At 52.4% G+C, this 19,508-nt stretch carries 18 protein-coding genes; 9 read left to right on the forward strand and 9 right to left on the reverse strand.

Translation table 11 applies throughout. From position 1 onward, the window contains the following. The first annotated feature begins 13 nt into the window (after positions 1–13). Complete coding sequence (locus tag DCC85_RS03120; protein ID WP_108464261.1) at positions 14–1,921, forward strand: glycosyl hydrolase; 1,908 nt, start codon at positions 14–16, stop codon at positions 1,919–1,921. 92 nt (positions 1,922–2,013) lie between these two features. On the opposite strand, the gene DCC85_RS03125 is transcribed toward DCC85_RS03120, so the two are convergent. The 3 genes from DCC85_RS03125 to DCC85_RS03135 all read right to left on the reverse strand — a co-directional run bounded on the left by DCC85_RS03125 (position 2,014) and on the right by DCC85_RS03135 (position 4,290). After that, a complete protein-coding gene (locus DCC85_RS03125; protein WP_108467694.1) occupies positions 2,014–2,706 on the reverse strand; it encodes an AIM24 family protein in 693 nt (230 codons plus the stop codon). Positions 2,707–2,831: 125 nt separating this feature from the next. Further along, positions 2,832–3,242 (reverse strand): hypothetical protein, encoded by a 411-nt coding sequence (locus tag DCC85_RS03130; RefSeq protein ID WP_234414320.1) that lies wholly within the window; start codon positions 3,240–3,242, stop codon positions 2,832–2,834. A gap of 169 nt (positions 3,243–3,411) precedes the next feature. Continuing rightward, on the reverse strand, positions 3,412–4,290 hold the full coding sequence (locus DCC85_RS03135) for a helix-turn-helix transcriptional regulator (RefSeq protein WP_108464263.1): 879 nt from the start codon (positions 4,288–4,290) through the stop codon (positions 3,412–3,414). A 191-nt stretch (positions 4,291–4,481) separates the two neighbouring features. Between DCC85_RS03135 and DCC85_RS03140 the strand changes: the two genes are divergently transcribed. Continuing rightward, the gene (locus DCC85_RS03140) at positions 4,482–5,885 is read left to right on the forward strand and encodes an MATE family efflux transporter (RefSeq protein ID WP_108467695.1); all 1,404 of its coding nucleotides are present in this window, start codon (positions 4,482–4,484) and stop codon (positions 5,883–5,885) included. Between the two features lie 71 nt (positions 5,886–5,956). Here the strand turns inward: DCC85_RS03140 and DCC85_RS03145 are convergent, their stop codons facing one another. From DCC85_RS03145 to DCC85_RS03160, 4 genes are all read right to left on the reverse strand, one after another. Beyond that, the gene (locus tag DCC85_RS03145) at positions 5,957–6,568 is read right to left on the reverse strand and encodes a superoxide dismutase (RefSeq protein WP_108464264.1); all 612 of its coding nucleotides are present in this window, start codon (positions 6,566–6,568) and stop codon (positions 5,957–5,959) included. 105 nt (positions 6,569–6,673) lie between these two features. Beyond that, entirely contained in the window at positions 6,674–7,318 is a 645-nt protein-coding gene (locus DCC85_RS03150) for a helix-turn-helix transcriptional regulator (protein ID WP_325048416.1), read from the reverse strand. A gap of 5 nt (positions 7,319–7,323) precedes the next feature. Continuing rightward, positions 7,324–8,244, reverse strand: a complete 921-nt coding sequence (trhO, locus tag DCC85_RS03155) for an oxygen-dependent tRNA uridine(34) hydroxylase TrhO (protein WP_108464266.1) — start codon at positions 8,242–8,244, stop codon at positions 7,324–7,326. Positions 8,245–8,510: 266 nt separating this feature from the next. Next, entirely contained in the window at positions 8,511–10,307 is a 1,797-nt protein-coding gene (locus DCC85_RS03160; protein WP_108467696.1) for an LTA synthase family protein, read from the reverse strand. A 726-nt stretch (positions 10,308–11,033) separates the two neighbouring features. Between DCC85_RS03160 and DCC85_RS03165 the strand changes: the two genes are divergently transcribed. Continuing rightward, complete coding sequence (locus DCC85_RS03165; RefSeq protein WP_108464267.1) at positions 11,034–13,100, forward strand: endonuclease MutS2; 2,067 nt, start codon at positions 11,034–11,036, stop codon at positions 13,098–13,100. A 120-nt stretch (positions 13,101–13,220) separates the two neighbouring features. On the opposite strand, the gene DCC85_RS03170 is transcribed toward DCC85_RS03165, so the two are convergent. Further along, positions 13,221–13,709: a GAF domain-containing protein gene (locus DCC85_RS03170; RefSeq protein WP_108464268.1), complete on the reverse strand. Its 489-nt coding sequence runs from the start codon at positions 13,707–13,709 to the stop codon at positions 13,221–13,223. A 190-nt stretch (positions 13,710–13,899) separates the two neighbouring features. On the opposite strand from DCC85_RS03170, the gene DCC85_RS03175 reads away from it, so the two are divergent. Together DCC85_RS03175 and DCC85_RS03180 are read left to right on the forward strand one after the other, a co-directional pair. Then, on the forward strand, positions 13,900–14,199 hold the full coding sequence (locus tag DCC85_RS03175) for a hypothetical protein (RefSeq protein ID WP_108467697.1): 300 nt from the start codon (positions 13,900–13,902) through the stop codon (positions 14,197–14,199). 225 nt (positions 14,200–14,424) lie between these two features. Further along, positions 14,425–14,637, forward strand: a complete 213-nt coding sequence (locus DCC85_RS03180) for an aspartyl-phosphate phosphatase Spo0E family protein (RefSeq protein WP_234414321.1) — start codon at positions 14,425–14,427, stop codon at positions 14,635–14,637. A 114-nt stretch (positions 14,638–14,751) separates the two neighbouring features. Here DCC85_RS03180 and DCC85_RS03185 read toward each other — a convergent pair whose 3' ends face one another. Continuing rightward, positions 14,752–15,702 (reverse strand): alpha/beta hydrolase, encoded by a 951-nt coding sequence (locus DCC85_RS03185; protein ID WP_108464269.1) that lies wholly within the window; start codon positions 15,700–15,702, stop codon positions 14,752–14,754. A 221-nt stretch (positions 15,703–15,923) separates the two neighbouring features. On the opposite strand from DCC85_RS03185, the gene DCC85_RS03190 reads away from it, so the two are divergent. From DCC85_RS03190 to DCC85_RS03205, 4 genes are all read left to right on the forward strand, one after another. Then, positions 15,924–16,505, forward strand: coding sequence for a GNAT family N-acetyltransferase (locus DCC85_RS03190; protein WP_325048400.1), 582 nt, complete (start codon positions 15,924–15,926; stop codon positions 16,503–16,505). Continuing rightward, complete coding sequence (locus tag DCC85_RS03195; RefSeq protein WP_108464271.1) at positions 16,495–17,256, forward strand: energy-coupling factor transporter transmembrane component T family protein; 762 nt, start codon at positions 16,495–16,497, stop codon at positions 17,254–17,256. Before DCC85_RS03190 ends, DCC85_RS03195 begins: the two co-directional genes overlap by 11 nt. An 88-nt stretch (positions 17,257–17,344) precedes the next feature. Beyond that, positions 17,345–17,941, forward strand: coding sequence for an ECF transporter S component (locus DCC85_RS03200; RefSeq protein WP_108467699.1), 597 nt, complete (start codon positions 17,345–17,347; stop codon positions 17,939–17,941). Positions 17,942–17,959: 18 nt separating this feature from the next. After that, positions 17,960–19,504 carry an ABC transporter ATP-binding protein gene (locus tag DCC85_RS03205; RefSeq protein WP_234414322.1) on the forward strand — a complete coding sequence of 515 codons (1,545 nt, stop codon included), beginning with the start codon at positions 17,960–17,962 and terminating at the stop codon, positions 19,502–19,504. Positions 19,505–19,508 lie beyond the last annotated feature (4 nt).

Consider the following 19,508-nt stretch of genomic DNA (forward strand, 5'->3'; position numbering starts at 1 on the left):
GGGAAGGAGGAGAATGCGTGTGGAACTGAAGGAATATGGTTGGAAGGACGAAATTCAGCGCTTTATCGAGGAGGCGGAGAAGGTTTCTATTCAGCCGTCCGGCTGGGATCGGGAGAAGAAGGCCGGACTGCTGGAGGGGATTGTTCGGTATTATGCTAAGCACCAGCAGGAAGATGGAGGGATTGTGGACCCTTTTTCAGGCGCCGAGCGTTATTATTCGACCCCATCTTATGCAGCGGCCGCCGCTGCCTTGGTCGCCGAGGGAAGGGAAGACCTGCTGTCTTCCGCTGCGGCGGCTCTGACACACAGCATCGAGCTGGTGGTGGGCCGGGCTGTGCCCGATCACCATCCTGATTTCTACCCGGTGATGATTATGGCGGCTTACCGTCTCCTGAAGGACCGGGTTGCCGGGGCACAGGCGGAGAGCTGGCGCGCGATGCTTGCCCGGATTGATCCTGAGGAGGATTACATCTTCACGATGAGCCGGATGAAGAATATCAACCGGATGATCAATTGGAATGCGATTATGCTGTCCGGCGAATACCTGCGCTTCGCGGAAGGGATATCAGAAGATGGCGCATGGCTGGAGCGTTATTTGCAGGAGAGTCATCTGCTGCGCCTGACCCTGCTGGGCCTGTATCAGGACGGCCCATTGGACCTGCCTAACAGTCCCTTTGCCTATGACATCGTGACTCGGATGCATCTCTCCCTGATGATCCAGGCTGGCTACAATGGGCCATCCGCAGCAGAGCTGCGGGAAAAGCTGCGGCGCGGCGCTCTCAGCTCGCTGCTGATGCTGTCCCCGCTGGGGGAAATTCCCCCGCGCGGCCGCAGTGCACAGCACCAGTGGAATGAAGCCGCCGCTGCCTGTGTCTTCACGCTGGCCGCGGGCGAAGCTTGGCGGAGCGGCGAGCGCGTGCTGGCTGGAGCCTTCCGGCGGGCCGCCGGACTCTGCTTTGAGGCGATTCATGCCTGGCAGACCGAGGAGGGCTGCCTGCAAATTGTTCGCAATCATTATCCGCCCAGCGCCAGGCACGGCTTCGAGGTCTATACGAACCATACCTGCTATAATCTTTGGACGGCTGCCGCGCTGGCCTTTGCGCTGCAGGATGCAGAAGTGGAAGAGATCCCCGAGACGCCTATTCCCGCCGAGGCTGGCAGCCGGGTGCTGGAAGTGGACGGCTGGTTCCAGACGGTCATCTCTTCCGTTCCCGGCAGCCAGGTGGCCGTGCAGACCTCATTAAATGACCCCTATAACATTCCGGGGATCGTTAGGGTTCAAGAGCATGGCCTTCCGCGGGCTATTGGCCCCAGCGCCTCTGGGCACAGCGATCAGGGATTTACGGAATACGCGGAAGGAGAGGTTCTGCCCTTAAGCTACAGCCCGATGTGGCAGACTTCAGATGGCGTCTGGCATTCATTGTCTGAGGGGGTGCCATCCGGTAAGGAATTTGACCGGGATGCAGGTATTGATCCTGCCGCCGGCGGCGTGAGTGTTCAATTGGAGGAGGCCGCTGTTCAGGAAGGCCATACCTCTTGGATGCTTCGGTGGAGGGGGCCCTTCCCGGGAGTGAAGGAAATCGTGACAAGATACTCTCACCAGCGGGGGAGCATTGAGGCGGTTTACAGTATCATTCCTCAAGAAGAGGAGGGGCTGCTTGCGGCAGGGGCACTGTTCCCTGTCCTTGTCTCTGACGGGAGTGAGCGGAGTGAGACCGTGCGGACTGGGGAACAGGGTCTCTGCACTGTAATTCGCGGTGCCGCGGCCGCAATTGCTCCGCTTACGGAGGGAGCCGCGCTTGAGCTGCCTGAACCGGCACGTGAGGCAGCTTCCCGCAGCGGGCTGCTGCGGGAAGCTAGGCTGGTGAAGCCAGGGGCGCTGGAGATCGGCTGGCGCCTGACCTTGTCACCTCAAGCGTAATCCTATTTATTTCAGCTGGACTGACATATACAAAACACGGCAGCCGCCAGGGGAGAAGCTAGAACTTCTTCCACAGGCGGCTGCCGCCCCGATTATTTGATAAATACTCCGCCAAAAGGAATGACTTCGCGCAGGATTCGTTTAAACAGTCCCTCATCCTTCATGTCGTTCTCCAGCCGCTGGCTCTCGCGCCCGGCCTGCAGCAGCACCGTCCCTCGTCCCGTCATCTTCCAGTGGTAGCTCATATGCTGACTGGCCAGGTGATTGCCGTAGACGGACAGCTCCATATGGGCGTTCTCCGGGTAAGCAATGACGCTGCCTACATTAACATAGAGCGGTTCCTCAGGATGAAGCTCGACCTCAATGACATGGCCTTCTGTCAGGATGCCGATTTGCCCGTTTCCGGAAAATTTCATCTTCACGGCGTCCCGGGTAATCAGCATGCTCTTCACGCTCAAGATGCGGGTCTGCATCTGAACTCCGTGAGTGTAGAAGAACAGATGCCTGTAATCATACAGCAGGTCGCTGCCCCTCGTTAGCGGGATGGGCTTGAGGCTGTAGGAAGGTGGGATGGCGGCTATAAATTCGCATGTTCCCGTAATATCCGCACGAATCAGCTTTTTCTTCCGGTACATGCCTTTGACGTTCATCAGCCGGTCGATACGGCTCTCCGAAGGCCCGCGGTAAGCTATAATTTGTCCAGGGTGAAGCACATGGGCCGTCTCCCCTTCATCCAGTTGAAAGGTGACGGCCTGTCCATTGGTATAGGCACTTTCGCTGTCCATTGTAATGTTCAACGGTCCATACTCTCCTTTGCAGCCTAAGTTTCGTGTTGATCAAGGCGGCTGCCCAGCACTGGTACCGACAATTTCTAATTCGGTTAGCGGCAGGGTCAGCTTTGGCTATATTCTTAGCGGCGGAGAAGCACCCGAAGTACCCGCATAAAGATAAAATAACCCACAAAGAGTCCGATTACGGTGTACAGGATGATGCGAAGTCTCCGTGAGCTGGCTTCCCGAGCCTCCTGGGCAGCATTCAGAGTCTTCACCGTCTCGGTTAGCTCCTGATTCTGTTTGACCAGCTCCTCGTTCTGATTCTGATAGGCTTCAAGCGTGCTCTGCGCCTCGCTCAGCTGCTTCGCAGCATCCTGATATTCCTGCTTTAACTGATTCATATCTGACGGAATTTCGGAGAAGGTCTTGATTCCGTTATATACATCGTTGAAGTATCCCGCCTTGGCTTGTGGGGCGGACAAGAGAATTCCCAAGGACAAAATCGGCAGGACCATAAGAAACCGGGTTAACATTTTCCGGGAGTTCACTATCGATTTCACCGCCTTTAGTTCATAATGGCTGCCTTTTGGAAAAACAGGCAATCTGTAGAGTAATACGAGCATTTGTCCCTAAAAGTTTCCCCTATTTCAAAGATATTTCGACAAAATTCTTCTTCGTCCTCAAAGCTCAGTCAAAGCTCAGCCCAAGCTCATATTCTTAGGCGAATTGCTGACGGTACCTGCGAGGAGAGATGCCTTCGTATTTAACGAAGCAGGAGGTGAAATAGGCGGCTTGGTTGAAGCCGACCTCCTCGGCAATTCGTCCTACGCTAAGGTCGGTCTGCTGCAGCAGCAGCTTGGCCCGCTCGATGCGGTAGCGCATCAAGTAGGCGGCGGGAGAGCAGCCGAAGGTCTTCTGCATGCAGCGGGCAATATAGACCGGATGGAAATTGATGCTCTCTCCGAGTGCTTTCGAGGTCACCTCTTCCCGGTAGTGCTCGCGAAGGTAGGCAGCCGCCCGTTCGGCACACAGTACTTGAGCGGAAGGCGCCTCAGAGCTGCGAGGCTCGGTTAGCTGGCGGATCAGCTCCTGGAAGAGCACCTGCTGCTTCAGTCTTGCCCCCTGCAGATGGAGGCCCTTGCCAATCAGCGTAAGCTCCCGCAGAACCTCAGCAAACCTCTCGGGCTGAGACACCCGGCAGAACTGAGGCAGCAGTTCTGTGAAGGGGGCTGCGCTCAGGGTGGAGGGGAAGACGTCGGCTTCAGAGCAGCCGTCCTCCGTGCATGCTCCATGGGATTCCTCAAGGCTGCGCCAAGGCCCGCCGGCTTCAAAGTGCAGCCAATAATAGGTTGTATTCTCCTGGCAAGCAGAGCTGCCGTAATGATAGCGGTCTGGACGCAGGATGAACACATGGCCTGCTGATACATCATACCGCTGCTCATCCTCTCCCATGTACAGACAGCCTCGTAGCACAAAGAGCAGATCGAAGACGCCAAGATTCCGGCGGCTGGCGTGCCTGCTTCCGGCAGGCATCAGCTCCTGGTCGCTGGCAATGTAATAAGGAAGAGGCGGAAAGGTGAATTGGAGAAGTGTCATAGAGCACCTCGGCTTGAGATTTTATATTAAACCCATAAGCTATAACATGGTTGGAAAAATGATAGTTAAAGTTGTGAATGTGATATTCCTGTTTCATTATACCATCTATAATTTGTTACAGACACTTAGATGATGGAGAAATGAACTTCATGAAAGTTACATTTCTTTCCCTTCGGGAGGTTGAAATGTTAATGAAACAGGAAAAGAATAAGTATTCGCTGTGGGTGCTGTCCTGGCCTATTTTTATCGAGCTGTTCCTGCAATTTTTGCTGGGGGCCGTGGATACGCTCATGGTAAGCCGGCTGTCCGATGATGCTGTTGCTGTAGTTGGATTCTCGAATCAGTTGTTCAACGCATTGACGACTCTTTTCGCTACGGTAGCCAGTGGCGCAGGCATTGTTATTGCCCAGAAAATCGGCTCGCGCAGGGAAGAGGAAGGCCGCACGGTTGCCGTGATTGCCTTCAAGGTCACTTTGGTGATCGGAGCGCTGCTGAGCATCCTGTTGATCGCGGTGCCAGGACCGATTGCAAGAGTGCTGCAATTGCCTGAGGAGCTGCTGCCTTTGGCTCAATCGTATATCTCTATTGTGGGCGGCGGCATGGTGCTGACAGCAATCATGTCCACACTTAGCACGGCCATTCGTAACACAGGGAATACCAAAGGGCCAATGGTGACGGCGATCGGCATGAACCTGATTCATATCGGCTTAAACTACTGTTTTATCTTTGGAGCAATGGGATTTCCTCAGTGGGGGATCACCGGTGTGGCCATCTCAACCGTTACAAGCCGGTTCTTGGCCTCGATCGTCTTATTTTTGATTTTCCTAGGGGCCTTTGAGCGGAAGATTGGCCTGCGGGATATCCGTTTGTTTGACCGCAAATTGTTCAAGGAGATTATGGAGATCGGTTGGCCGCTTGGCGTCAACATGGCATGCTGGGTGTTCTCGCAGCTGGCGATCTTCTCCTTCTTGGCCATGCTGGGCTCCAAGGAGCTGGCTGCCAGAACCTATATGAATACGCTGGAGTCATTCTGCTTCCTGCTGGGCTATTCACTTGCTTTGGCCGCCCAAATCCAGATTGCCCATCTGTTCGGGGCAGGGAAGACTAAGCAGGCTTATCGTGCAGCTTACCGCGCCTTGGCGATCGGCATGCCGCTGGTGACCTTGAATGCCTTGCTGCTGCTGCTGTTTGGAAAATACCTGCTTAGCCTGTTTACGAGCGATCCTGAGATTTTGGCGATTGGGGTGTCCCTGCTGTGGCTGAATCTGCTGCTGCAGCCGGGGAAGATGCTGAACATGGCGCTCGGAGATGCGCTCAATGCCCTTGGGGATACCCGCTTTACAATGAACATCTCTCTCTTGTCCATGTGGCTGGTGGCTACGGCCGGGTCTTACTGGCTTGGAGTGTCCTTAGGCTGGGGCATCGTGGCGATCTATGGCTGCATGATCGCGGATGAATACTTCCGCGGCGCATTATCCTGGATGCGCTGGAGAGGCCGGAAGCGTCTGCGCGCTAAGGAGCGAGAGCTGGAGCTGGAGTGGAGCGGGCAGACGGTGTCCTTGCAGACCGTGCCGCTTGCGGGAGCAGAGAGCTGATCTCATAACAATATAGAAAATGCCCCTTGGTTCGTGAAATGAACCAAGGGGCATTCTTTATAGGCAAATTCTTATTTTGCAGCGTTATAACGAGCTTCAACTGCATCCCAGTTGACTACGTTCCAGAAAGCAGCAATGTAGTCAGGGCGTTTGTTTTGGTATTTCAGGTAGTAAGCATGCTCCCAAACGTCCAGGCCGAGGATTGGAGTCTGTCCGTCCATCAGCGGGCTGTCTTGGTTAGGTGTGCTGGTTACTGCCAGTTTGCCGTCTTTGCCGACAACCAGCCAAGCCCAGCCGCTGCCAAAGCGGGTTGCTGCTGCTTTAGCGAAGTCTTCTTTGAACTTGTCAAATCCGCCAAGCTCGCTGTCGATAGCAGCCGCTACGTTGCCTTTAGGAGCGCCGCCGCCGTTAGGTCCAATGATTTCCCAGAACAGGGAGTGGTTCGCATGTCCGCCGCCATTGTTGCGAACAGCTGTGCGAATGCCTTCCGGCACGCTGTCGATTGCGGAGATCAGTTCTTCTACGCTCTTGCTTTGCAGTTCAGGAGCGCTTTCCAGTGCAGCGTTAAGGTTCGTCACGTATGTATTGTGGTGACGATCATGATGGATATTCATCGTTTGTTCGTCGATATGCGGTTCAAGAGCATTTGCAGGGTAGGGAAGTGGTGGCAGTTGATGAGCCATAGTAAATTCCTCCTTAGGAAATGTGATAAATTAAATTGATCTATTAGCATTGTAAAAAACTTTACCGACTTAGTCAACATGAATGTATAATAAGTCGGCTCATTTTTATGATGTAGGCTTGGCATTCTCAGGGTACGGAGAGATAACATATGCACAGCAGGAACCGCCTTTTGCAAGGCATTCGGTGCGTGTCACCTTCGTATCCAGCAGGGATTCGAACAGCTCCAGCTCACAGCTGCAGGCATGATTATAATGGTCTGCCACTTCATAAATGGGACAGTTATATTCCTTCAGAACATAATCCCCATTCTCGCTTTGTCCGCATTCGGCCATGTAGCCGCCTTCATTTTGCATTTCAGTTAGAATACGCACCTTGGCAGGAAGGTCACGCCCCTCCATCCTGGCTTCATATTTCTTCATCAGCTTGAATTTCCGGCGTTCAAACAGTCTGCCGATCATTGCTTCGCCGGCTTCTTCCTTCAGTTCGTTCAGGAGCTCCAATGTCACCTTATGATAAGTCTTTGGGAAAAATCCCTCTGCTTCTTCAGTGAGTGCGTAAACAGAGGTAGGCCTACCCATTGTCTGCCGCTGCAGCTTCGGCTCGATCAGCCCGTCACGCTCCAAGGTTCCGAGGTGGCGTCTGACCGCCATCTCGGTAATTTGCAGCTGCACGGTCATTTCGCGTGCGGTTAAGGGTCCCAAAGTCTTGAGAAGATGAAGGATATGCTCCCGGGTAGGGAGATCTTTCATTTTGTTCAAGGCTGCATCCCCACTTCATGATGAGAATGGGTATGGCTAACCGGTGCGGCATCTCTGCACTCGGAAGAGCAGAACTGCTCGTGTGTGTCTTCACATTCTTCACAACATACATACTGAAGGTTGCAGGTCGGGCAGTTGATGTAGCGGTCATGTGTCTTTCCGCAATGATAGCAGGTGGCAATCACGACGTCTTCGTCCGTGCGGTTAATCGGTACGGAGATTCGCTCGTCAAAGACATAGCATTTTCCGTCGAACAGTCTTCCTTGCACTTCAGGGTCCTTTCCGTAGGTAACGATACCGCCCTCAAGCTGGGCCACGTCCTCAAAGCCTTCGGTTAAGAGGAAGCCGGTCAGCTTCTCGCAACGAATACCGCCTGTGCAATATGTGAGGACCTTCTTGTCCTTGAACTCGCTCAAGTTGTCGCGGATCCATTCCGGAAACTCGCGAAATGATTTGACGTCAGGGCGGATGGCGTTGCGGAAATGCCCGATTTCATACTCATAATCGTTACGTCCGTCGATCACGACAACGTCGTCCTGTTGAAGCTGTTCGTAGAACTCTGCCGGGGACAGACGTTTGCCGCTCAGCGTGTTAGGGTCCAACTCCTTGTCGTAGCGGAAGGTTACAAGTTCCTTCTTATGGCGTACGAACATTTTCTTAAACGCATGGCCTTCGACCTCGTCAATCTTGAACCACATATCCTTGAACAGCGGATTAGCGCGCATGTGATTCATGTACTCCTCTGTCTGTTCCCAAGTTCCCGAGACAGTCCCATTAATGCCTTCTGACGCGATAAGAATCCGCCCCTTAAGTCCGAGCTCTTTACAGTACTGTAGATGCTCTGCTGTAAAGGCTTCAGGATTCTCAATAGGCGTAAATTTATAGTATAAAAGAACACGGTATGCATTTGTCTCCATGAAGTAAATTCTCCTAATCTATGCTATAGAATCCTCAAACGTCAAGAAGCAGTGACAAAAAGGGAGAAACCTCTTGTTCACTGCACTTTCAGATATGAAGTTATTATTAGTCAATAATGTCCGATTTTAAGGCAATAAGCATAGTTAGTCAACATAAAAGTATAGTAAGTATTAAATTGGCATCTTAGGGGAATAGCGCCTTTTAGGGCCAAAAGAAATACAGCCACTATGGATTGCTCCATAATGGCTGTATTTGAAGTGAGATTCTATTTATCCACACGGTTCGGAAGCTGCTTCACATAGCTGTCCGAGAGGTGGAGCAGATCGAGTGCACGATTATATTCATTTTCCGTAGTCAGTGCCTGGTTCACTCCATTTCCGGATAACGGAATTTGGTCCCCGTCATCGTACCATACCCCTGGCATGAACAAGGCCTTGTCGTTAAGGAACGATCCCGAAGGCAGGTAATAACGCTGCGGAAGCAGGTTATAGTCCTGATTCAGAATATCTTGACCAAAGTGGATATGGTTCTGAAGTGAAATGCCAAGCAGATTAGCTACAGTCGGCATGATATCTACCTCGCCGCCAACCTGATTGAATTTGGCTGGCTGCTGTCCCGGGACGGAGATGACAAGCGGAATATTGATCATATCGATATTTCCGTAGGTGCGGCCATAAATTTCTTCCATCAGTGCTTTTTCGTCTTTGTCGAGTGAGTATTTGGGCAAGCCTTGATGATCGCCATACAGCACGATCACGCTGTTATCATAGAGCCCTTTGGCTTTAAGGTCCTCGATGAACAGCCCCAGACAGTAATCGGCGTAATTCTGAGCACGGAGATAGTCGCCAACCATTGTATCCTGGTACCGTTCAGGTAGCGTAATCTTGTCCTTCTCATGAGGTATGGTGAACGGATGATGCGAACTCATGGAAATAATCTGAGCATAGAACGGCTTGCCGCTTTGCTGCATCTTCTGAAGCTCCGGCATCGTTTTCTTGTATAGGACCTCATCCGACGGCCCGAAGAAGACCATATCCTCCTTGCCGTAGAACTCCTGATCATAATACCGGTTCCAGCCAAGAGCCTTATACAGCTCGCCGCGATTCCAGAAGTTTACCACGTTAGTATGGAATGTTGCGGTATCGTAGCCGTTCTCCTGCATTAATCTAGGCAGGCTGGGCAGCTGCTTATCCGGATAATTCTGAGTGGCAGCCTCGTTTGGCGGAATATAGAAGGACGTGTTCACCACAAATTCAGCATCAGAGGTATTTCCTTGGCCGACCATCTGGTAGAAATGATCAAAGTAAAGGCTCTGACTGACCAGCTTGTTCATATTCGGTGTAATTTCCTGACCATCAATCTTCAGATTAATGAGGAAGTTCTGGAAGGACTCGAGCTGAAGGATAATTAGATTCTTCCCCTTGGCCACCCCTTGATACTTGGGAGCCACCGGCTCTGTCGTTCCTTTCAGCTTGTCGATGGCGGGCTGGGTGATCTTGCTCATGTCCACCAGCTCTTCCTTCTTGTTGGACAGAATCGTATAAGCTTCATAATTCAAGATCCCCATGGATTCGGCTTTCTTGATCTCGTTCATGCTGGCACGATTGGGCCAGATGTTAAATATGCACAGAGCCAAGGAGAGAACGAATACGGTGGAGACAACGCTGGAGCGTACGCGCCGCTTATTCAGCTCAGTTACTCTCGGTGTCTTCCTGCCGCGGATGACCAGAAATCCAATGACCAAAATATCCAGGAAAATCAGCAGATAGTAAGGATCAAGCAGGGAGAAGACGCTGTTCTTGACGGCCGTTACCTGGTTCACCTGCTGAAGTGCGCGATAATCCACGATAACACCGTAATATTTATAGTACATAATGGCGGCAAAGAAAATGCCGGTTAAGAGCAGGTTAACTGCCAGATAATAGGCCATCTTCCGCTTGGAAGCGAACCATTCGATCAGGCAGAAGATAATCCAGATGAACGGTATCTCCTTAAGGAGCGGAGACAGGGGAGGAATACCGTCAAAAATGGCCATCCAAGCCAAATAGCTCTTCACAATCATCAGAACTGAGAACAATACGAACGGTTTGGTAGGTCCCAGCCGCTTGAAGAGGGATTCATTTAGAACGGACACTGTAGTTCCTTCCTTTCACTAAGATGATTTCATAAGAGTTCCATATATAAAACACAACACACACATCATACTCCAAAACGAAGTGTGAATAAAATGAGGTATTGCCTGCTAAAACGGAATTATTGTTAACAAAGTTGAGGTTCTATTGTGAAAATTGCGTAAAAGAGGCTAAAATGGCACTGCCTGTCCCTATGCAGGCGCTTCCAAACTTTTCTAATATGTAAACTATAACAATAATATTAAATCACTTTCAACGTTCTTCAGGCCTAATAACCCGCTTGACTTAGGTCATGGGTTGCTGGTAAATTTAAGGTATCTTTCGCATAAAGGAGAAATTTTGATGACGGTGGTTGTTCTTAACTAGTAACTTCATAAGACGCGTTTTGATGTTTAGGAAGGGATTTCGCTTTTTTTATGAAGGCGAAGCTCCTTAATTTCCTGTACCTCGAAACGGCTCTATGATGTAGTTAAGAACACGCGGGATATCATTGTCGCCTGATTGCGGCCTTGTATCGGAGCTTACCCAGTAACCGTGCTGATTCTCAGCACGGTTTTTTGGTATATCCGAATGCAGGCTTAAGACTCTAGGGGCAAGGAATGCTTGTGTGTATTCCTTGCCCTTTTTTTATTTTAATGAGGGGGGCTTATGAACAAATGGATGAGCAGACACTGCGCACCTTGGAGTATGGAGACATTATTGCGGAGGCATCGCGATATGCCGTGTCATATGAAGGAAGGAGAAGAATCAGCGAGCTTCAGCCGATGAGCAAGCTCAGTCAAATTGCAAGAAGCTTGGAGGAGACGGAGGAGGCCAAGCGCCTCCTCAGCAAAGGGGCAAGTGTGCCGCTGCCTTCATTAGAAGGGGTCGAGACCGTGGTGTCTCTGCTTGGCTCGGGCTATATGTTCGGAGAGCAGGATCTGACCTCGGTCGGCGTATTTTTACACAGCTGCACACAGCTTAAGAAGTATATGGCCGGTAAGCGGGAGATCGCTCCTGGCATCGCTTCTTTTGCCGCATCTTTGGAGGATCTGCCGGGGCTGCAGTCGGAAATTCTCCGCTGTATTCGTCATGGCCGTGTAACGAACGAGGCCAGTCGGGAACTGGAGAAGGTGCGCCGCAAAATGGAGCAGGTGAAGGAGCGAATCCAGAAGCGAATGCAGTCGATCATGTCCAGGTATAGCGGAATTCTTCAGGAGCAGCTGGTTAGCGTCCGCGCAGGGAGATATGTGATCCCGGTGAGGAAGGAGTTTTACAAGCAGGTAAAAGGACGGGTGCATGATCAGTCGACCAGCGGCCAGACGGTGTTCGTGGAGCCGGAGGAGATCTCTGCCCTGCAGTCAGAGCTGGAAGGCTTGTCGGCAGAGGAAGGACGGGAGGAGGCCAAGGTGCTCTCCGCCTTGTCAGAGCGCGTGGAAGCCTCGGCGAGTGAGCTGAAACTGAATATTGACATTACGGGGACTTATGATTTCCTGTTTGCCAAAGCCAAGTATGCTGTATCCATCGGCGGGGAGCACGTCCAGGTGAATGATACGGGAGTTACCCGCATGCTGGAAGCTAGGCATCCGAAGCTGCTGGAGCGCATGGTGCCCTTGGATCTTGAGCTAAGTGCCGCAGCAAGAATCATGATTATTACAGGGCCTAATACGGGCGGAAAGACGGTTGTGCTGAAGACACTGGGGCTGCTCACTTTAATGGTGCAGTCCGGACTGCTGGTTCCCGTACGGGCAGGGAGCTGCTTTGCCGTATTCGAGAATATCCGGGCTGTGGTTGGCGACGGACAAAGTCTGGAGCAGTCGCTGAGCACCTTCTCGGCCCAGATGGCAAGCCTCGTGCAGATGCTGAATACGGCCGACTCGCGAAGCCTGATGCTGATTGATGAGCTGGCGGCGGGTACGGACCCGGGGGAAGGCATGGCTCTCTCTGTGGCGATCTTAGAAGAGCTAAGTCAGAGACAGGCAGCCGTGCTGGTGACGACGCACTTCAATGAGCTTAAGACCTTTGCAGCCCAGACACCAGGCTTCGTGAATGCCCGGATGGAATTCGACCCGGTCTCGTTAAGACCGCTATATCAGCTCACAATCGGTGAGGCGGGGCAGAGCTATGCACTGGAGATTGCGCAGCGCCTCGGAATGTCGCAGCATGTGATCGAACGGTCCCGCAAGTGGATGACGGGGCGGATGGTTAAGGAGACCGCCCCGCAGAATAGCCCAAGCGCTGTCCCCGAGCCGCCTGTAGAACTCGAGCAAGGAGAGAAGGAGGCAGGGCAGCGGGCTGATAAAGGATGCCAAGAGGAGGAGGTGAAGACGTCGGTTTCTTTAGCCTCTAATATAGAACATAGCCGCGATCCAGCTCCAGCTTCCACCAGGCAGGAATCTCGCCATCCAGTGAAAGGAGAGGACCAGAAGGAGGAACGGACCGCAGCTAAGAAAGGGTATGAGCCGGGTGACGCGGTGTGGGTAACCTCGCTGAACCGTCCCGGAATTGTCATCGAGCCTCAAGACCACCGCGGCACGCTGCTTGTGATGATCCAGAAGCAACAGATTCGCGTGAATCACAAACGGATCAAGCCATACATCTCCAAAAAGGAGCTGTATCCGGATGATTATGATCTTGATATTGTGTTCGAATCGAAAGAGAATCGTAAGAAGAAGAAGCAGATGTCTAAGCATCATATGGAAGGCATGCAAATCGTGAAGCCATCTGAAGACAGAAGCAAATAATCATGCTTCAATGAAGAGGAATGTACAGAAAAAAGCTGTCATCCAGGCGCAAGGACCGGATGGCAGCTTTTTTTGATAGGTGACCTTCGGATCAGAGGTCAATTCTTCCTGGGGGACCCTTTAGGGGAGCATGAGATCTTTAACAAGAATCTCGACGAACTGTTCCAGGAAGCCCTGTTCGACTTCGTCGAACCTACCCTTTAGCGGGCTGTCGATATCAAGGACGCCAAGCAGCTCGCCGTCCTTGACCATAGGAACCACAATCTCGCTGTTCGAGGCGGCATCGCAGGCGATATGTCCGGGGAAGGCATGAACATCTTCCACGAGTACAGTGGTCCGCTGTTCAGCAGCTGTGCCGCATACTCCGCGGCCCAGTGGAATTCGGATGCAGGCAGGGAGTCCTTGGAACGGGCCGAGTACCAGCTCCTTGCCGTCATACAAGTAGAATCCAGCCCAGTTAATATCTTGTAAAGTTAAATTCAGCAAAGCGGAGGCATTGGAAAGATTGGCGATGGCGCTAGGCTCATCCATAATTAGGCCTTGAAGCTGCGTCAGTGCGGCTTGGTACCGTTCCTCCCGTGATCCCTCCACTGTAGTCCCATTAAACATGCTGTTCCCTCTTTTCCAATAGGCATCATTAATCCATTACATTAGTACAGTTCTTTTTGTTCTGTCAACATAATGAATGACCTGGTTAGGAAAAACTTGTAAATCCCCTTGTTCCTGGCTTGTTTCCTTGCCTTCCTCAAGGGGTAAGTACAACTTGTATGAGAACAATGCCGGAAGGGAGAGAGAAGCGATGCGTGCTGATGTTCAAAACCTATTCATCCGGATTCATATGCTGTATAACGCCAAGCAGCAGGATCTGACGACCGGAGATGCTCTTGTACTGCTGGAGAAGCGGGGGTACAAGGTTGGAGAACGGGAAGTTAAGCAGGAATTGGAGCATTTGACAGAGGATAATTTCCTCACCCCCCATGACGACATGTTTTCAATTACTGGCGCTGGGTTAGAAGAACTGAAGGAGATTCAGACTGTACTTGCTGAACTGTGCAGTGAGGTGCTTCAACCTGAGCAGCAGGAGAAAGCAGGCGCGTAAATACTGACGAAGAGAGACGAGATGCGAAATTATAACATGATGTGAAGATGAAAAACGTTAGCACTCCCGCTGGGAGTGCTCATTTATTAGATACAGAAATAGAACAGACAATACTAGAAGAGAGGATGCCATGAGTCGATTTTTTTTATTTTTTCAAAAATTTGTTTTTTGGCATCATCGGTTACAATATTAGGAAGATAGGAGACAGGAGAGAAGGTGAGCATAATGGCTATGACAGTTTCATATACATTAAACCGCCCGGCTGTCCGCAGCAAGGTCAATGAAGATTTGCTGGCCACGATTGAGAGGCTGAGAAGCGAACTGGTTGCCCTCTCGGCAGATCGCAGCTTTAGCAGTGACAGTGTGCTGGAATTAAGTCAGCGGTTAGATAAATATATTGTTCTCGCCCAGAGGCAAATGCGTAAAGCATGCAGTTAATGGACCGTTGATTACAAAATAGATGTGTTATAAGAACAGGACAAGCTGTCTATTTCGGCATAAGGTGCCAAAGAGAATGCTCGTCCTTTTTGGTGCGGGAATAGAAAGCTGCCCTTAGACAAGAGCTTCAGCCGGGTCGGCTGATACGGAAGCAAGGTGCTGCTTCGCAAATGCGGCTACAGTCTCCTTATAACGCTTGGGATCTGTCTCATAGGCGTTGGCATGCACGGCACCCGGCACGAGCAGAAGCTCTTTGGGCCCGGTCTTAACATCGTACATATTCTGACTCATCCAGGTTGGCACATAGCGGTCCTCAGTACCATGAATGAACAATACTGGAATTTGGCTGGCCTGGACGTTTCTGATCGGGCTCACCTGTGCTAGCCTGAAGCCCGCTTTGCTGCCCAGACGACGATCAATCAGCCGCAAGAACGGAAAAGCGGGAAGCTTGTTGAGAACGGTCAGCTGGTAATGGATAAGCTCAGTTAGATCAGAGTATGGGCAATCCGCTACCACGAATTTTATAGCAGGATGAGCTATCCCCAAGTATTCGAGCACAGTGCCTCCGCCGAGCGATTGGCCGTGCAGACCCACCTGGCAATCCTCCCCATAATGCTCTAAAATCCACTCAACCCAGCTTTCTACATCATGCTTCTCATGATATCCATAGGTTGTATATTTTCCCTCGCTTTGGCCGTGCCGGCGCTGGTCGATCAGCAGCACATTGAAGCCGGCCTCCTCATATATTCCGGCAAAGGGAATGGACTGCAGCAGAGAGCAAGTAATTCCATGCACCAGGATTACCCAGTCTTTGGAGTCCGGGTGGGCCTCAAGAACCTGACCGCTCAGCCGAGTGCCGTCATGTGAAGTGACCTGCACCTGGCGTGGGGACATGGAATCGTATTTATCTATGGTAAATATGCCGGTGCGTTCGAGGTAGTTCGTGATATTCTCCGCTGGCCGGAGGCGCATGCGTGTCATCTGATGGAAGCCAAAGCGTGTGATTCCGCTGACCGTAAGGATGAGAATTAACAGCACGATGGCGATAATGATTGTATAAAGCAAGAAATTTTCCTCCTTAAGGATAGGCATGGAAGAGAGCTAAACAGGTCTTCTTGATTAGTTAATAGTATCGCACATAGGCCTTAAAATAAATCGGGATATTCGGAAGAAATTTGTAAATTTACAGAACGGTATTTCAACTTTTGACGTTCGTCAAAGAATATGTTTTGCTTGTATAAGATGTATAATCCTGGTGTTTTTATTATAGATGGAGGCGATAATTTTTGAGTTTTATTTGTGCAGGTCATATTCCAGTCTTAGAAACAGCCCGCTTGAGGCTTCGAAAAATGGGGCGTGAGGATGCTCCGGCTTTGTTTACATACTGGAGCGACAGGGATGTTGTGAGATATATGAACGTTCCTCCGTTTGGTTCTGAAGAAGAGGCATGGGAGATGATCAATCTGCTGAACGGCTTGTCTGAGACGGAGGACGCCATGCGGTGGGGAATCGAACTCAAGGACGGCGGCCTCCTGATTGGCAGCTGCGGGTTTAACAATTGGGAGCTGGATGGGGCTTACCGGGCTGAAATTGGTTATGAAATCGGTCAGGAGCACTGGGGGCAGGGCTATATGTCCGAGGCGCTGACCGCACTGCTTGAGTATGGATACAACACGATGGGCCTAAACCGGATCGAAGGTCTGGTGGACCCCCGGAATGAAGGCTCCATCCGTTTGCTGGAGCGCGTGGGCTTTAAGAATGAAGGGCTTCTTCGAGAATACCAGCAGTCTCAGGGAGAATTCGTTGATCTATACATGTTCTCACTGCTGAAGCGGGAATATCAACGAGGCGAAGGACATGAGGGCTGATTCTGATACGAAGGCGTATCTTCTACAGCGAATCGATCCGCTCAGCAAGCTTGCGCTACTGCTGTGCATGGCCGTTTTGTCCATGCACTGGGAGAAGCCGGCCGAGCAAGCTTCACTCTTGGTAGCTGCGCTACTATCCGCGCGCTTTGCCGGGGGGATGCCATGGCGGCAAATCTATAAGGGCATGGCTTATATCATAATTTTTGCCCTGCCGCTTTTTATAGTCACCTTGATTGCAGCCCCAGCTGAGGGACGGAACTTGCTTGAAGCCGGACCGCTGTCCTTGAGCAGTGGAGGAATAGACGCCGCAGGCGGGGCTGCCCTTCGCCTGCTTGTCTTGTTCCTGTCTTCGCTCATCTATATCCGCACGACAGAGCCGCGTGACTTTGTATACATGCTTACAGTCCGTCTAAAGGTTCCTTACAGACTGGCATTTGGTGTCTCCATCGCCCTGACCTTTGTGCCTCTGCTGGAGGCTGAGGCGAGAAATGCCTCGGCTGCAAGGCGGATTCGCAGGGGGTACCCGGTGACGGGAATATCCGGGCGAATGGCGCATCTGCTAGGCCTAGCTGCTGCAGTATTCACGGCAGCGATTCGTAGGGTGCAGCAGACGGCAGGAGCTATGGATGCCAAGGGCTTTGGTGCTTTTGCGGAGAGGACCTTTTTGCGGGTCCCTAAGTATCCGGTACATGGGAGGATTTTTGTGATTTGCGGGCTTGGGGTAACCGTGGGACTATGGCTGCTTGGATAAAAAGTGCTTGACGTCTTTTGATTGTTAACCTAATATTCAATTTTAGGTTAACAATTAAAAGACGAAAGATGTGATGAACTTGGGTACAATGAAGAAGACGAAAGCCGGAATATCCCGTTTTACAACGATGGACATTGTGCTGATGGCCATGCTGGCAACGGCTAACGCGGTCATGACAATGTATCTTTCTTCCGTCAATCAGGCGCTGAACAGCCTCGGCGGTCCAATTGCCACATCGACTATAACGGGGATTTATATGGTGTATGGACTGCTTGCCTATTATATAATCCGCAAGCCGGGAACCGGACTTATCACTTACGGAATTGGCGCAGTAGTACAGTCTTTTATGGGGAGCGCTTATGGAATTGCCTCCTGCTTTGCTGCAGCAGCTTGCTATATCGTGATCGTGGAAGGCTTGTTCGGTCTGCTGCGCTACCGTACCTGGAATCGGGGAGTCCTCCTGCTGGCAGGCGGGGCCATGGTGCCGCTTTGGTTCTTCTTTGCTGCCCATATGTTTGGTTATACCAAATGGGGGATGCCTGTGCTGCTGTCAGCCCTGGTGGTCCGGATTGTGAGCGGTATCGTGCTGAGCGGATGGCTGGCTAAGGTGATCGGAGATGCCTTGAGCCGCACCGGATTGCTGCGCTCGTTTGCGATATCTCGCAAGGATGCAACCTCTCGCTAGGAAAGGATATGAGGACTGTTGGATGCAAGCCTAGTGCTTAAGCGGATTACATATACGTACGAGAGTGAGGAAGCACCTGCTTTGCAGGATTTGTCTCTGGTCGTCAGGCCAGGGGAATGGGTCGCAATTGCCGGGAGGAACGGAAGCGGAAAGTCGACCCTCTGCGGGCTTATGACAGGCTATCTGCCGCGAATTGCAGGCGGGAAGCGTGAAGGGGTGCTCCAGGTAGGAGGGGTGGACCCGGCTGAAGCGGATATTGCGGATCTTGCTGTTCGCGTAGGGATGGTATTCCAAGACCCAGATGCCCAGCTCGTGCAGGGGGTCGTTCAGGATGAGGTTGCCTTTGGCCCCGAAAATTTATGTGTCTCGCCGCAGGAGATTGAGCAGCGGCTTCAGCTCGCGCTAAGGGATGTACAGCTTGAGCAGCAGCGCGCAAGTAAGGTGCGCGAGCTCTCAGGCGGCCAGCGGCAGCGCACAGCCATTGCCGCCGTCTTGTCCATGGAGACGCCGATCCTCATCTTCGATGAGCCGGCGGCCAGCCTGGACAAGTCGGCACGGCAGCGCCTGATTGCCGTCCTGCGGCGCCTGCACGGCGAGGGACGCACCGTGCTGACCGTGTCTGCGCGGCTTGACGAGATCGCCGGCGCTGCCGAGCGGCTCGTTGTGCTGGAGCGCGGCCGTGTGGCGCTGGACGGCAAGGCGGAGCAGCTGCTTAAGGAGCAGCGCCCGCGCCTGCAGCAGCTGGGCGTGCTGCCCGCAGGCCCCCCGTCTGTAGCAGGCGGCGGGACGAACCGCAGCATAGGGCAGGCGGCGAGCTCCTCGGCCGCCCCTGCCGCCTCGGGCCGGGAGCCGCTGCTGGAGCTGCGGCAGCTGAGTTTCCGCTACCCGGGCGGGCAGCAGCAGGCTCTGCGGGACGTAAGCCTGAGCTTAAGGCCTGGGAGCTGGACGCTGCTCTGCGGTGAGAATGGCTCCGGCAAGACGACCCTCTCCCGGCTGCTGATGGGCCTGCTTCCTCTTCCCAAGGGCAGCGTGTATTGGGACGGGCAGGATGCGGCACGCCTGGGAACGGATCGTCTGGCTGGCGAGATTGGCTATGTCTTTCAGGAGCCGGACGATCAATTCGTTGCAGGTACGGTGCTGGAGGAGATGCTGTACGGCCCTTTGGCATCCCGTCAGCGGCGGCGATTTGCCAGAAGACGCAAGGAAGTCCCTGGCGCCGAGCTTGAGGCGCTGAAGACGCGTGCGCTTTTGCTGCTTCACAGCGCGGGGCTCGCAGGGAAGGAGAACGCTTCACCATACTTGCTAAGCGGCGGGGAGAAGCGGCTGTTAAGCGCAGCAGCTCAGTTCATGGTTCCGAAGCGGCTGTATATCCTGGATGAGCCTACGAGTGGGACTGATTATGCGGCTTGCGGGCTTATGAAACAGCTTTGTCTGCAAGCTATAGAGAAGGGCGCTGCCCTGCTTATGATCACCCATGAGCCTGAGCAGTTTGCAGCGGCGGCGGATACAGTGATCACCTTGGACCAGGGAAGGGTCTTAAAATGCAAGAGTCACGGGTTATGAGAGA

This window comes from Paenibacillus sp. CAA11, assembly GCF_003060825.1.
Classification (GTDB): domain Bacteria; phylum Bacillota; class Bacilli; order Paenibacillales; family Paenibacillaceae; genus Fontibacillus.

Excerpts from the sequence above, each read along its gene's own strand:
- DCC85_RS03120 (WP_108464261.1), top strand. The coding sequence starts at position 14 with ATGCGTGTGGAACTGAAGGAATATGGTTGGAAGGACGAAATTCAGCGC.
- DCC85_RS03125 (WP_108467694.1), bottom strand. The coding sequence starts at position 2,706 with ATGGACAGCGAAAGTGCCTATACCAATGGACAGGCCGTCACCTTTCAA.
- DCC85_RS03135 (WP_108464263.1), bottom strand. The coding sequence starts at position 4,290 with ATGACACTTCTCCAATTCACCTTTCCGCCTCTTCCTTATTACATTGCC.
- DCC85_RS03140 (WP_108467695.1), top strand. The coding sequence starts at position 4,482 with ATGAAACAGGAAAAGAATAAGTATTCGCTGTGGGTGCTGTCCTGGCCT.
- DCC85_RS03145 (WP_108464264.1), bottom strand. The coding sequence starts at position 6,568 with ATGGCTCATCAACTGCCACCACTTCCCTACCCTGCAAATGCTCTTGAA.
- DCC85_RS03150 (WP_325048416.1), bottom strand. The coding sequence starts at position 7,318 with ATGAAAGATCTCCCTACCCGGGAGCATATCCTTCATCTTCTCAAGACT.
- trhO (WP_108464266.1), bottom strand. The coding sequence starts at position 8,244 with ATGGAGACAAATGCATACCGTGTTCTTTTATACTATAAATTTACGCCT.
- DCC85_RS03160 (WP_108467696.1), bottom strand. The coding sequence starts at position 10,307 with ATGATTGTGAAGAGCTATTTGGCTTGGATGGCCATTTTTGACGGTATT.
- DCC85_RS03165 (WP_108464267.1), top strand. The coding sequence starts at position 11,034 with ATGGATGAGCAGACACTGCGCACCTTGGAGTATGGAGACATTATTGCG.
- DCC85_RS03170 (WP_108464268.1), bottom strand. The coding sequence starts at position 13,709 with ATGTTTAATGGGACTACAGTGGAGGGATCACGGGAGGAACGGTACCAA.
- DCC85_RS03175 (WP_108467697.1), top strand. The coding sequence starts at position 13,900 with ATGCGTGCTGATGTTCAAAACCTATTCATCCGGATTCATATGCTGTAT.
- DCC85_RS03180 (WP_234414321.1), top strand. The coding sequence starts at position 14,425 with ATGGCTATGACAGTTTCATATACATTAAACCGCCCGGCTGTCCGCAGC.
- DCC85_RS03195 (WP_108464271.1), top strand. The coding sequence starts at position 16,495 with ATGAGGGCTGATTCTGATACGAAGGCGTATCTTCTACAGCGAATCGAT.
- DCC85_RS03200 (WP_108467699.1), top strand. The coding sequence starts at position 17,345 with ATGAAGAAGACGAAAGCCGGAATATCCCGTTTTACAACGATGGACATT.